The organism is Sediminibacillus albus, assembly GCF_900101125.1.
GTDB classification, from domain to species: domain Bacteria; phylum Bacillota; class Bacilli; order Bacillales; family Amphibacillaceae; genus Sediminibacillus; species Sediminibacillus albus.
Genome location: NZ_FNFL01000003.1, coordinates 208870 through 221753, shown reverse-complemented (window position 1 = coordinate 221753; position 12884 = coordinate 208870). Strand labels below are relative to the sequence as shown.

The window sequence follows — 12884 nt, the reverse complement described above, 5'->3', positions numbered from 1 at the left end:
AAGAATATATTCTGCAATATACTGGAAACTATTCAGGATAGGCTTGAAAAACTAAAAATGAGGGAAACAAAAAAACTGACTATCAAACCGAACTTGATTAAATACGGTACAGATAATCAGTTTTTGGGCAAGCTGTCTGGGAAGGGTCAACTGGTACAATCTTTGCCCTTAATTAATAGCTTCTTAATTTCTTTGCCTGCAGATGATGAAACCATTTTGTCCGGGAAATAGTATATATAGCAAGCGCGGTCCAAATAATAATAAAGGATACTAAATGGGCATGGGTGAAGGTTTCACCATAAAGAAAGACACCAATAAACAGCATTAACGTTGGAGCAAAGTATTGTAAAAAGCCGACCATGGAAAGCGGGATTCGCTTTGCGCCACTGGCGAACAGCAACAATGGAACAGCAGTGGCCACTCCGCTCCCAACCAGCAGTAGTGCGGATGAAGTAAATAGTTCCGGCATGGCTTCTGTCGCAATTTGGCGGTTTGCCAGGTAAATAAGTGCAACTGGCGTCACAATTAGCGTTTCAATCGTCAAACCAAACATGGCGCTAATATCGACTGTTTTTTTCAACAGGCCGTAAAGGCCGAAGGATAATGCCAGCATAATCGAAATCCAGGGGAAGACACCAAAGCTAACAGTTAAATTGACCACACCTGCTGCAGCTAGCAAAAAGGAAACTAATTGCCATTTACTTAACTTTTCTTTCAATACGACCATTCCCAATACAATGCTGACCAAGGGGTTAATATAATAACCCAGGCTTGCCTGGATTACGTGGTCGCTGTTGACCGCCCAAATAAATACGAGCCAATTAATGCTGATTACGAGAGATGCTGCGGTAATGCCGATTAGCTTTTGTTTTTGTCGGACAATTTGCTTGCATTCAGCGACAAAGGGCCGCCATTTTTTTAAAACAGCAAGTAAAATCAACATAAAAATAAAAGACCAAATAATACGGTGAGCCAAGATTTCTCCTGCAGGGACTGATTGTACAAGTTTCCAGTATATTGGCAAGAAACCCCATAATATATACGCTCCTGCAGTAAATAGGACTCCCAGTTGTGATTCTTTATTTTCCATTGTGATAACCTCTTTTTAAAATATTTGCACGGGTACCCTTAGATAAATAGGAATTTAAACAAAGCAATTAGAGTAAGTTTAGAGTTGAATGGCAAAAAAATCAATCATTTTATTTCTGGCAGCACACCAAACGCAGATATCCTTTTAAGGAAGACAATACACTTTGGAAAAAAACGGTGGGAAGAGTATAATAGCAATGCCGCTGCCCTAAATCGGCAATTTCATTTCACCACAGGCTAAAGTGCTTAAGTTGCTTGTACATCAGGATATTTTACAGCTTTAATGTTATACTTTCGTGAGTAAGGATGGAGGGGAGAGACCGATGGCCGTAATTTTTCCATACATAGTAGGGTCGATTATTATTTTTAATATATTACTGGCAATGACAATCGTCTTTTTAGAACGCAGGGATGCGTCTTCGACTTGGGCATGGTTGATGGTTCTCTTGTTCATTCCGATTGCAGGCTTTATATTATATTTGATTTTTGGACGAAAGCTCAGTAACAAGAAAATTTTCACTTGGGATACCAAAAGCAGGCTCGGAGTAAAAACCGCCGTCCAGGCTCAACTGCGCGCTTTAGAGGAGGGGAGCTTCCGGTTTAAGGATGAAAGCCTGCTGCCTTACAAGGATTTATTCTACTTGCACTTACGCAATGATGATGCCATCCTTACCCAGGATAACCGTGTTGAAATTTTTACCGACGGCCAAAAAAAGTTCCATTCACTGCTGCAGGATATTGAAGAAGCAGAAGACCATATCCATTTGCTGTATTACATTCTCCGGAGTGACAGGCTTGGTGACTTGCTGGCAGATGCTTTGATCAGAAAGGCGAAAGAGGGTGTCCAGGTCCGTGTTTTATTTGATGACATGGGTTCCCGTGAGCTAAGTCGAAAATTCATCCGCCGCATACAAAAAGCAGGTGCGGAAGTGGAGGCGTTTTTCCCGCCGTTGATTCCGAAGGTCAATTTAAAAATAAATCACCGAAATCACCGCAAGCTGGCGATTATCGATGGCAAAATAGGCTATATCGGCGGTTTTAATATTGGAGACGAATACTTAGGGTATAACAAAAAGTTCGGATATTGGCGGGATACTCATTTGAAAATCGTAGGCGATGCAGTCCGGAATATGCAGACACGGTTCATCCTTGACTGGAACCAGGCCTCAAGGCACGATATTATGTATGAGGAAAGATACTATGCCGCTGAGCCTGCCGGAGAAGTAGGTATCCAGATTGTTTCCAGCGGTCCGGATTCGGATTGGGAACAAATTAAGAATGGTTACATCAAAATGATCATGTCAGCTAAACAGTATATTTATATCCAGACTCCTTATTTTATTCCGGATGACAGCTTGGCTGATGCTTTAAAAATAGCTGTGCTTTCTGGAGTGGATGTCCGGATTATGATTCCAAATATGCCTGATCACCCATTTGTTTACTGGGCCACATATTCGAACATTGGCGACTTGTTAAAAGCTGGAGCAGATGTTTATGTCTATCAGAACGGCTTTCTGCATGCCAAAACCATCGTTGTCGATGAGAAGATTGCCTCGATTGGCACGGCAAATATCGACGTGCGCAGCTTTAAGTTGAATTTTGAAGTGAATGCGTTTCTCTATGACCGGCAGGTTGCCGGCGAGCTTGCCGAGAAATTCAAAGAGGACATTTTGCATTCAAGCCAGTTGTCCTATAAACTTTACTTGCAACGTTCGACATGGATTCGGTTCAAAGAGGCCATTGCCCGGTTACTATCGCCTATATTATAAAATTGACATGAAAAGTGAGGAATGTATGATGGAGGAAAAACCTTGTGTAGCTTCACTGACGGTGAAAAATTCACACGTACTTCCGCCTGATACCAACAGCCACGGCACGCTGTTCGGCGGGAAATTAATGGCACATATTGATGATGTAGCAGCAATCGCAGCAAGACGACATGCACGTAAGCCGGTTGTCACTGCTTCAACGGATTCTGTGGACTTCCTGGCACCGGTTAAAGAAGGAGATACCATTTGTTTGGAAGCCTTTGTAACGTGGACTCGAAACACTTCGATGGAAGTATTTATAAAAGCTGTGACAGAGGATCTCGATACTGGTGAGCGCAAAGTCTGTACAACTGCTTTTGTAACGATGGTGGCTCTCGGGGAAGATAACAGGCCAGCAGTTGTCCCGGCTGTTTACCCTGAAACAGAAGAAGAAATTTTTCTTCATAAAGAAGCGCCAAGACGGGCGGAATTACGAAAAGAACGGAGAACCAACTCGAAAGAAATGGCTCGTACCTTCGGAACCCGCTTCCCTTGGAATGAAAAAACAAGAATGGATGATAAGTAAAATAACCTACACTACAAGAGCTGTCGCCATAATTTGAGGTGGAAACAGTGAAGAAAAAATGACGTGTAATTAGTGAGGCCACTGCAAAACTGAAGGATTAGGATAGGTAGCATTTAAAAAAAGCGGTCTGTGTGGAATTTGATTTCCATACAGGCCGCTTTCGTCTATGCCCTCTATTTCTCCAGAAGTTTAACCATTCGTTTTACGTTTGCCGTGAAAATCGCCATTGCACCTTGAATGAGCATGCCTTCAAGACCCGAAGAACAGGCGACCTCATATCCGTTTTTATGCTTCCATTCGGCATTGATTTCCCGATTTTGATGGACCTCTGTTGATTAGCGCTCGGTGGTGACGCCTGCGGGAACAGCGCGAGCCGAAGATCCACTTGGTCAAGTGATTTTCTCGACCAAGTTAGCTGAGGCCGTGCCCGCGGCAAGCAACCACCGACAAGCGATTCGTGGGGAAAACTAATCTATAATTTTCCCGCATGCGACATCGCAAATACCGCTCCATTACACATCTGTGGCACAGCTCTTATTAATGGTTGGATAAGATAATATGGATTGAAAGATATTGTTTAGCTGCCTAATTTCGGTTGAATAGTCGTTAGCTGGAGAAGACAGCTGTTTTTCCCGGGCTTTCTGGTAAATGGCCGATATTTGAGCGGATTCTTCGGTGGAGACAACGTCCAAGTCGATGACAGAAGCAAATCTAATGTCATTCGGTTCCAATTTTTTTAATCCTTTACCATATTCCCTGTGACGGCTTTCAAATAGTTGCTGAGAAATATCTGTCATAAGGTAAGCCATCAATATGTCGACTCTTTCCTCGTATTCAGGGCGCATATAGAGACAATGAAAAGCAGTTAAGTTCCTTGCTCCAGCTTCGTTACGGATAAATTTTACTTTATTTCTGCTGAAAGTCGAAATAAGGATATCTGCCGGCAGCCTTGATTCATTTTTAAACCATGGCCGTCTCCGCTTAGTTAAGTATCTGTCACTTGACCCGGACTCTTCTCCATATTTAATATAGGCAGCCAGTTTTTCATTGGTTAAATCCTCTTCGTTCACATCAAGCAATTGAACAGGTAAGTCATTTGCCAATAGAGCATGGTAATTGTCTTCCGTAAAAAAACTGCCATTGACTTGGCCGCCTTTCGACAAACAAGGGACAAAGTATTTTTTGTCCAACTTCCAATGTTTTCTCTTCGTTTCTGAAATGCAGAAAAATTTGTTATCGCCTGTCGCTATTCCCCTGGTTACCTGGGCGAACTGATCAATTGGCTTTAGGTGGTGATAGGTATGCTCCCTTTCAGGCTGGTAGTATGCTCTCCATTTTTGTGCGGGTAATAGTTCTTCATTTTTCTTTATTTTGCCGATAGGTGGATTTGAGTAATAGTTTTTCAAGTGGTTGTCTAAGTCAAGCAGTTCCTGGTTAGTGTCAATATGGATGAATTCTATTTGGGAAGCGCTGTGGCTCTTATCAAAAAAGAACAGCGCAGAAGTTGTCGTCGCTAGTTGAAACCAATTTACTTTAAAATCAGTGACGGCAATGGCATGCAGGCTTTGCTGTTGGATAAGGTACTTTTTGATAGGTGTTCCATAGTCAGCGTTTAAAAAGTCGGAAGGAATGATAAAAGCGGCCCGGCCGTTTTCGCTTAGTTGATGCAAAGCCTTTAAAAGGAATAAGGCATACATATTGGTGAACCCCGACAATGTAATGCCAAGCTTGCTTTTAAACTGCTGTAAGTAAAATGTTTTTTGTTGATAGTTCTTGAACTTTATGTATGGTGGATTGCAAATAATCCCTTCATATTTGTCGTCCCATTCACTTGTTAGAAAGTCCTGTTCTAATAAATGAAAAGGGTTTGGTTGCATTGCTAGTCGCTGCTTAGCGAAAGCAAGGATGTTTTTATCTATATCATAGCCGGTAACCGAGATGTTTTCTGGTATCTCTACTGCCAGTTCACCCAAACCTACGGCTGGGTCCAAAAGCTTCGTACAGTTCTGTTTGCCCGTAACCCAGGTTTTCATCGGCCTGGCGATGGCTGGCGGTGTAAAGTACTGCCCGAGTTGCTTTCTGGCAGAAGCAGGAACCTGGTGATAATATTTTTCTGTCATTTCCTCTATATTTTCCAATCCTTTTCACTCACCTTTTCCATCATAAATGGGTACTCTCGACCGCCTGTTGAATCATAATGAGAAAGCCGCCCCAAGCATGTGGAAGCGGCTGAATTGCATTTATATTATAAGGTTTCCTCTATTTCCTCTGCAGCCACCCAGTGTTCAGACCAGGTTTTGATTTCTTTTATAACAGGTTCCATTGCTTTCCCTTTTTCTGTAAGACCATATTCAATTCTTACAGGGAATTCAGAATAAATATTCCGGGCAACTATTTTTTCCTGTTCAAGCATCTTCAATCGATCCGATAATAGCCTGCCGCTGATGGGAAGTTCTGCTTCCATTTCAGAAAACCGTTTTTCGCCTTCAAGCAGTTCAAACAATATTAATCCTACCCAGCGCTTGCCGAATAACTGCATAGCCTTTTCGAATCGAGGACATAATTCTTTCATGATTATCACTCCTGCCTTACTTATTACTATATCCTATTATGCATTATGAGGAAAGGTAGTATAAAAAGCCTAAGATAAAACGGACGTTTTTTATTTCTGCCAAGTTATGATTGACTAAAATATATTACTAATATACACTTACTTACTAAAAGTAACTAATAATAGAATACCATACAAATGAGGGATAGTAAATATGAACCAAACGAATTTAACGTCTTTTCATATTAAAAGAATTGATTTACTTGTCAGCAATTTGCATCGCTCCCTTGCCTTCTATCAAAATGTTTTAGGTTTTACTGTGAAGGAACAGGAAAAAAGCACCGCATTGCTGGGAACCCCTGGGAATACAGGTTTGATCTATTTGCAGGAAGATATTCATGCTGAACAACCAGCTGCTGGGATGACCGGACTCTATCATTTTGCCATCCTTGTACCTAGCCGAAAAGATCTTGCTTCTTTTCTGCAGCAGATGATCTACCAAAATGAACCCTTAATAGGAGCATCTGATCATCACTTTAGTGAAGCGATTTACTTAGAAGACCCAGATGGAATAGGGATAGAAGTATATGCCGATCGTGAAAAAGAAAGCTGGCGCGAATTGAACGGAGAGCTGCCAATAGCGGCTGACCCTTTAGATGCGAAAGACTTGTTAAGCCATGCAGCTAAATGGAATGGTTTTCCTCATGGCACAACCATCGGCCACTTGCATTTTCATGTATCCACTCTTGCTGAAGCAAGAAGTTTTTATGTTGATGCAATTGGGTTGGCCCCAACTATTGAGGTTGGCAGGCAGTTACTTTTCGTGTCTGCAGCAGGTTACCACCATCATATAGGTTTAAACACCTGGAAGGGAGAAGGAGCTGTTCCTGCCGGGGAGAGAACTATTGGATTGAAAAAAGTGTATGTTCAGACCAGCGCTGAAGATATAGAGCATTTAACGGCACAAGGGGCTATCAATGCTGAGACTGGGCAAGCCCGGGACCCTTTCCATATTAACTACCAATTTTTAAAATAAATGAAATAAAGCCGTGCTCCTCTCATAGTAATGAGGGGTACGGTTTTTTTTGAAAGCAGAATGTTTAGAATAGCTGAAAAAATGGAATAGCCATTAGTGAAATAAGCCTTATTGAAGGGGGCATTCCAATGGGAAAAAAAGTATTGATGGTGGTGACTTCCTCTCAAACAATGGGAGATCACCAAACAGGTTTATGGTTGTCTGAGTATGGGGAGCCATATAGTGTTTTTGAAAAAAATGGATTTGAAATTACTGTTGCAAGCCCTGGCGGAGGAAATGTCCCGCTAGATCCTAATAGTTATGAAGATGAGGCCCCGGATGAATGGGAAAAGCCGGTAAAGCTATTGGAAAACACGGAAAATTTAGCAGCACAGGACCCGAATGATTTTGATGGCGTCTTTTTGCCGGGCGGTCATGGTACGATGGTGGATTTTCCGAACAATAGCGCGTTGCAATCAATAATAAGTGATTTTGCTGAAAAGGATAAAGTGATTGGGGCTGTGTGCCATGGACCAGCAGGTTTTGTCAATGTGACGCTATCTAATGGACGGAAATTCGCCGATGGTCGCCGAATGACGGCTTTCACAAATGAAGAAGAACAAAAAATGAATATAATGGATAAGCTGCCTTTCAAGCTGGAAAGCAGTTTAAGGAACGAAGGCGCAGACTTTAGCCAAGGTGAACCATTTGCGGATTATACGGTAATTGATGGAAATTTGGTAACCGGCCAAAATCCCCAATCCAGTATAGCGACCGCAAACCAGTTTGCTGACCTATTAAAATAACCTATCTTTGATAGGATAATATAGAGGCAAAAACGGCGATCAGGACAGACCTGTTCGCCGTTTTTTTGTGTGAAACCAGCTGAGCACGCACTTTCCCCTTACTTTGCAGGATACTTTTGGAAGAAAAGACCAGTAAGAGTGTGATAGGGTTTGCATGCAAGTTAACGAGGGTATGGAAGAGAGCAATATCGTCATGTATAATATTGATAGTATGAATAGTAGAAATACTGTAGGAGGAAGCTTATGTTTGCAGATATATTATCCACCTTGAATGACCTTCTATGGGGTTATGTGTTAATTGCCGTCTTGATAGGTCTTGGATTATTTTTTACGATACGCACGAAGTTTGTGCAATTTACACTTCTTAAGGAAATGTTCCGTGTCTTATTTGATAAAAGGACGATTAATGCTAAAGGGAAGAAAGGAACGTCTGCCTTCCAGGCGTTTACAATCAGTACTGCTTCCCGGGTTGGTACAGGTAATCTGGCTGGTGTAGCTTCAGCTATCGCTGCCGGAGGGCCAGGCGCTGTTTTTTGGATGTGGATCATAGCATTGCTAGGTGGAGCAACCAGTTTTGTCGAAAGCACCCTCGCCCAAGTCTACAAAGTGCCGGACAAGAACCAATACAGGGGCGGACCTGCTTATTATATGGAAAAAGGCTTAAACAAAAGATGGCTGGGAATTATTTTTGCTATTATTATTACTTTTACATATGGCCTTGTTTTTAACTCGGTGCAATCAAATACGATTCGGCTGGCGTTCGAAGAATCGTTTGGAATTAGTCCGGTACTTATGGCCGTCATTTTAGTAGCTATGACAGCAGCCGTCATTTTTGGCGGGCTGAAAAGCATTGCCCGTGTTACCCAGTTTATTATCCCAATCATGGCGATACTGTATGTCATATTGGCACTGTACGTCTTGGCAGCGAATTATACAGCAATACCTGAAATGTTCGAGCTGATTTTTTTAAATGCGTTTGGCATCAGGGAAATTGCCGGTGGCGGTTTTGGTGCGGCAATAATGATGGGTATCAAGCGCGGCTTATTTTCTAATGAAGCAGGTATGGGTAGTGCGCCGAACGCGGCGGCTACTGCCGAAGTCAGCCATCCAGTCAAGCAGGGGTTGATTCAAACACTTGGTGTATTTCTTGATACATTAGTTATTTGTAGTGCAACTGCCTTGATTATTTTGACAACAGAAGGTTATGCCGGGAGTACTTTGCAAGGTATCCAGATTACCCAAAGTGCATTTGAAGCACAGTTGGGGCCTTGGGCGGCTGTGTTTATCGCGGTTGCAATCTTCCTATTCGCTTATTCATCGATTTTAGGGAACTATTATTATGGTGAAACGAATATAGAATTTATAAAGAACAGTAAACCGGCGTTGACAATATATCGTCTTGCTGTTTTATTGATGGTTACGTTCGGTGCCTTGCAGGAATTTGATTTAGTATGGAATATGGCTGATTTGTCAATGGCAATTATGGCGCTGATTAACCTGTATGCAATTACCATGCTTTTCAAAGTCGCATACCGTGCATTAAAGGACTATGTGGATCAGAAACGGCAAGGCAAGGACCCGGTATTCTATCGGGAAAATCTCAAGGGTTTTACCGGGATGGAGTACTGGGGGAAAGACCAGACATCTGAAAAAGAAGAGAGCTAATGAAGTGGAGGCTGCCAGCTGAGATTACGCTGGCAGCCTGATTTATTTATGACGGGGACACTGTCCCCGTCCATATTGAGTATGGCAGTGACAGTTATTTTCAAGTTTCCGCTTTATCCTTTATACTTGGAAGGATAAAGCTTAACTAATTAAAGGGTGAATAATAGATGAGTCTCCTAACTGTAGAGCAATTATATAAGTCGTTTGGTGAAAAGGTATTGTTTGACCATATTTCCTTTACGATTGAGCAAAAAGACAGAATCGGTTTAATAGGTGTCAATGGTACCGGGAAATCAACACTGTTAAAGGTAATCGCCGGAATGGAATCGAAAGAGGCTGGAGCAGTGAAACACGCCAACGATTTTCGCGTGGAATACTTAAGCCAGGAGCCTGACCTTGATGAAGATTTAACTGTTTTAGGACAGATATACCAGGGGGAGTCCTCCATCATGCAGACGATGCGGCATTATGAAGAGGTGCTTCAGCAGTTGGATAAAAATCCGCAAGAAGCATCACTGCAGGAAAAGCTGCTCAAGGCCCAGCAAAAAATGGATGAACAGGAAGCGTGGGATGCTAATACAACAGCTAAAACTATCTTGACTAAGCTGGGGGTTTCCGATTTTGCCAAGAAGACAGCGGAGCTCTCCGGTGGGCAAAGGAAGCGGTTAGCCATTGCCAGGGCATTGATTCAACCTGCAGATTTATTGATTCTCGATGAACCAACCAACCACTTGGATAATGAAACGATTGAATGGCTGGAAAGCTTTCTGCCGCAGTACGCAGGCGCATTCATCCTGGTTACCCATGACCGCTATTTTTTAAATCGGATTACTAACCGTATTTACGAGCTTGATAAAGGGAAGTTATATACGTATGAAGGAAATTATGAAGCTTTTCTTGCAAAGAAAGCAGAACGGGAAGCCTTGGAAATACAAAATGAACAAAAGCACAAAAACACGCTGAAACGGGAACTGGAATGGTTAAGGCGGGGCGCCAAAGCGCGATCTACCAAACAGAAAGCCAGGAAACAGCGGGCAGAAGAGTTAAAGGAAGTCCAATTTGATACGGGAAAGCAAGACCTCGATTTTCAAATCGGTTCCTACCGGCTGGGAAAAAAAGTGATAGAGATTGAGTCCATTAGCAAATCATATGGCGGTACATCACTGATTGACGGATTCAGTTATTTGGTGGTACCTGGCGACCGGATCGGTATTATTGGTCCAAATGGCAGCGGGAAAACCACTTTACTAAACATGATGGCAGGTAGAATAACGCCGGATGCTGGAAATATTGAGGCAGGCCCGACGGTTAAAATCGGTTACTATACACAGGAACATTCGGAAATGGATGGAAAGCTAAGAGTCGTTGAGTACATTAAGGAAGTGGCAGAAGTCGTTCATACTGCCGATGGCGATGTGGTCACAGCTGAACAAATGCTGGAGCGTTTTTTATTCCCCAGATCACAGCAATGGACCTATGTTAGCAAGCTATCCGGCGGGGAGAGGCGGCGGCTTTACCTGCTTCGCGTCCTAATGGGGGAACCGAATGTACTGTTGCTCGATGAGCCGACAAATGATCTTGATACGCAAACCCTGGGAGTACTTGAGGATTATTTGGATCAGTTTCCTGGTGTCGTTATTACCGTTTCCCACGACCGCTACTTTTTGGACCGTGTCGTCAACCGCCTCATCGCTTTTGAGGCCAAAGGAGAAATAAGCTTCTTTTATGGCAACTATAGTGAATATTTGCAGGAAGCGAAAGACATGCAAAAGCCAAAAACTGCTCCTGCCAAACAGCCGCAGCAGCCGCGTAAAAAGAAGAAAAAGCTTTCCTACAATGAACAAAAGGAATGGGAGGTCATTGAAGACAGGATTGCCAGCCTGGAAGAAGAAGTTGAAGCTGTCAAACGGGAAATTGGAGAAGCCGGCAGTGATCTCAGCCGAGTCCAGGAATTATATAATAAACAAGAGCAAGTGGAAACAGAGTTGGAGCAGGCAATGGAAAGATGGACCGAATTATCGCTGCTTGTCGAAGAAATTAATGAACAATAAAATAGTGTGAAAATTTTGTTAGTCATTGGTTTTTATGAAATAATAGAAATGTAAATAAAACTGACTAACAGGTCGACTTTGGAGGGAAAACAATGGCAGAGTTGAAAAACTTGGAAAAATATGCAGAATTGGCGCTCAAAACTGGCGTCAACTTGCAAGAGAACCAGACACTTATGATAAATGCACCTATTGAAGGAGCTGATTTCACTCGGATTGTAGTGCGTAAAGCGTATCAACTAGGGGCTAGGAATGTACATATCAACTGGACCGATGATGAGATTAACCTGCTTAAATATGAAAATGCACCAGAAGAAGTGTTAACAACAGTTCCGCAGTGGCAGGTAGATAAGTTTGTTTCTTTTGCAGAAGAAGGAGCCGCCGTGTTATCGATCAGGTCAACTAACCCAGACCTTCTGAAAGACATAGATGCCGGCCGTGTAGCTAAGGCTTCCAAGGCCAATGCCGAAGCAATGAAAGAGTTCCGCCAGTACACCATGAATGATCGTATTCCCTGGTCTATCATTTCCATTCCGACTGGCGATTGGGCGCAGAAAATATTTCCTGGTAAGTCGAAGGAAGAAGCAATGGAAAGCCTTTGGGAGCAAATATTCAAGATTGTCCGTGTAGATAAGGATGACCCTGTGGCTGCTTGGAATGATCATAATGCAACCTTGAGAAAAGCCCGTGCATTTTTAAATAGGAAGCAGTACAAAAAATTGATCTATAAAGCACCTGGGACAGATATTGAATTAGAACTTCCAGAAGGCCATATTTGGAAGGGCGGATCTGCAAAGACCGAAAGAGGAACAGATTTCAATCCGAATATGCCTACAGAAGAAGTTTTTACCCTGCCGCACAAGTATGGTGTCAATGGCACAGTTTCCAGTACAAAACCGTTGAACTACGGAGGTAACTTAATTGATAACTTCAGTCTTACCTTCAAGGATGGGAAAGTGGTCGATTACCAGGCAGATCAAGGGTATGACACATTGCAGCACTTACTGGATACAGATGAAGGGGCACGTCGTTTGGGAGAAATTGCACTTGTGCCGCATGAATCTCCAATATCCCAGTCAGGACTCATTTTCTATAATACGTTGTATGATGAAAACGCCTCTTGCCATATTGCATTAGGAAAAGCCTACCCAACCAGCCTGAAAGGTGGCTCACAAATGGACGAGGATGCATTGGACAAACATGGTGTCAATGACAGTCTCACCCATGTCGATTTTATGATTGGATCGGCAGAACTTGATATCGACGGTGTCACAGCAGATGGCAGCTCGGAACCAGTATTCCGTAAGGGAAGCTGGGCACTAGATTTTGACGCTTAAATAATTTCGGTTTGGCATTGTCGCAACGGGGGTACATTC

At 42.7% G+C, this 12884-nt stretch carries 10 protein-coding genes; 7 read left to right on the top strand and 3 right to left on the bottom strand.

What is annotated here, in order from left to right; all coding sequences use genetic code 11:
* Positions 1–172 precede the first annotated feature (172 nt).
* Positions 173–1090, bottom strand: coding sequence for an EamA family transporter RarD (rarD, locus tag BLR93_RS10135; protein WP_093213934.1), 918 nt, complete (start codon positions 1088–1090; stop codon positions 173–175).
* Between the two features lie 322 nt (positions 1091–1412).
* Here rarD and cls point away from each other — a divergent pair, with 322 nt between their 5' ends.
* Complete coding sequence (cls, locus tag BLR93_RS10130) at positions 1413–2858, top strand: cardiolipin synthase (RefSeq protein ID WP_093213931.1); 1446 nt, start codon at positions 1413–1415, stop codon at positions 2856–2858.
* Positions 2859–2886: 28 nt separating this feature from the next.
* Positions 2887–3423: an acyl-CoA thioesterase gene (locus tag BLR93_RS10125; protein WP_093214671.1), complete on the top strand. Its 537-nt coding sequence runs from the start codon at positions 2887–2889 to the stop codon at positions 3421–3423.
* 512 nt (positions 3424–3935) lie between these two features.
* Here the strand turns inward: BLR93_RS10125 and BLR93_RS10120 are convergent.
* Both BLR93_RS10120 and BLR93_RS10115 read right to left on the bottom strand, forming a co-directional pair.
* Positions 3936–5561 (bottom strand): HsdM family class I SAM-dependent methyltransferase, encoded by a 1626-nt coding sequence (locus BLR93_RS10120; protein WP_093213929.1) that lies wholly within the window; start codon positions 5559–5561, stop codon positions 3936–3938.
* Positions 5562–5668: 107 nt separating this feature from the next.
* On the bottom strand, positions 5669–5995 hold the full coding sequence (locus tag BLR93_RS10115; RefSeq protein WP_093213926.1) for a winged helix-turn-helix transcriptional regulator: 327 nt from the start codon (positions 5993–5995) through the stop codon (positions 5669–5671).
* Between the two features lie 193 nt (positions 5996–6188).
* Here BLR93_RS10115 and BLR93_RS10110 point away from each other — a divergent pair, with 193 nt between their 5' ends.
* The 5 genes from BLR93_RS10110 to BLR93_RS10090 all read left to right on the top strand — a co-directional run bounded on the left by BLR93_RS10110 (position 6189) and on the right by BLR93_RS10090 (position 12845).
* Positions 6189–7010, top strand: coding sequence for a VOC family protein (locus BLR93_RS10110; RefSeq protein ID WP_093213923.1), 822 nt, complete (start codon positions 6189–6191; stop codon positions 7008–7010).
* A 128-nt stretch (positions 7011–7138) separates the two neighbouring features.
* Positions 7139–7795, top strand: coding sequence for a type 1 glutamine amidotransferase domain-containing protein (locus BLR93_RS10105; RefSeq protein ID WP_093213921.1), 657 nt, complete (start codon positions 7139–7141; stop codon positions 7793–7795).
* 243 nt (positions 7796–8038) lie between these two features.
* Entirely contained in the window at positions 8039–9460 is a 1422-nt protein-coding gene (locus BLR93_RS10100) for an alanine/glycine:cation symporter family protein (protein ID WP_093213918.1), read from the top strand.
* Between the two features lie 167 nt (positions 9461–9627).
* Positions 9628–11511, top strand: coding sequence for an ABC-F family ATP-binding cassette domain-containing protein (locus tag BLR93_RS10095; protein WP_093213916.1), 1884 nt, complete (start codon positions 9628–9630; stop codon positions 11509–11511).
* A gap of 92 nt (positions 11512–11603) precedes the next feature.
* Positions 11604–12845: an aminopeptidase gene (locus BLR93_RS10090; RefSeq protein ID WP_093213913.1), complete on the top strand. Its 1242-nt coding sequence runs from the start codon at positions 11604–11606 to the stop codon at positions 12843–12845.
* The last annotated feature ends 39 nt before the right edge of the window (positions 12846–12884 follow it).

What these genes read in the sequence shown, in the direction of transcription:
- cls (WP_093213931.1), top strand. Translation starts at nt 1,413, where the DNA reads ATGGCCGTAATTTTTCCATACATAGTAGGGTCGATTATTATTTTTAAT.
- BLR93_RS10110 (WP_093213923.1), top strand. Translation starts at nt 6,189, where the DNA reads ATGAACCAAACGAATTTAACGTCTTTTCATATTAAAAGAATTGATTTA.
- BLR93_RS10115 (WP_093213926.1), bottom strand. Translation starts at nt 5,995, where the DNA reads ATGAAAGAATTATGTCCTCGATTCGAAAAGGCTATGCAGTTATTCGGC.
- BLR93_RS10100 (WP_093213918.1), top strand. Translation starts at nt 8,039, where the DNA reads ATGTTTGCAGATATATTATCCACCTTGAATGACCTTCTATGGGGTTAT.
- BLR93_RS10090 (WP_093213913.1), top strand. Translation starts at nt 11,604, where the DNA reads ATGGCAGAGTTGAAAAACTTGGAAAAATATGCAGAATTGGCGCTCAAA.
- rarD (WP_093213934.1), bottom strand. Translation starts at nt 1,090, where the DNA reads ATGGAAAATAAAGAATCACAACTGGGAGTCCTATTTACTGCAGGAGCG.
- BLR93_RS10105 (WP_093213921.1), top strand. Translation starts at nt 7,139, where the DNA reads ATGGGAAAAAAAGTATTGATGGTGGTGACTTCCTCTCAAACAATGGGA.
- BLR93_RS10125 (WP_093214671.1), top strand. Translation starts at nt 2,887, where the DNA reads ATGGAGGAAAAACCTTGTGTAGCTTCACTGACGGTGAAAAATTCACAC.
- BLR93_RS10095 (WP_093213916.1), top strand. Translation starts at nt 9,628, where the DNA reads ATGAGTCTCCTAACTGTAGAGCAATTATATAAGTCGTTTGGTGAAAAG.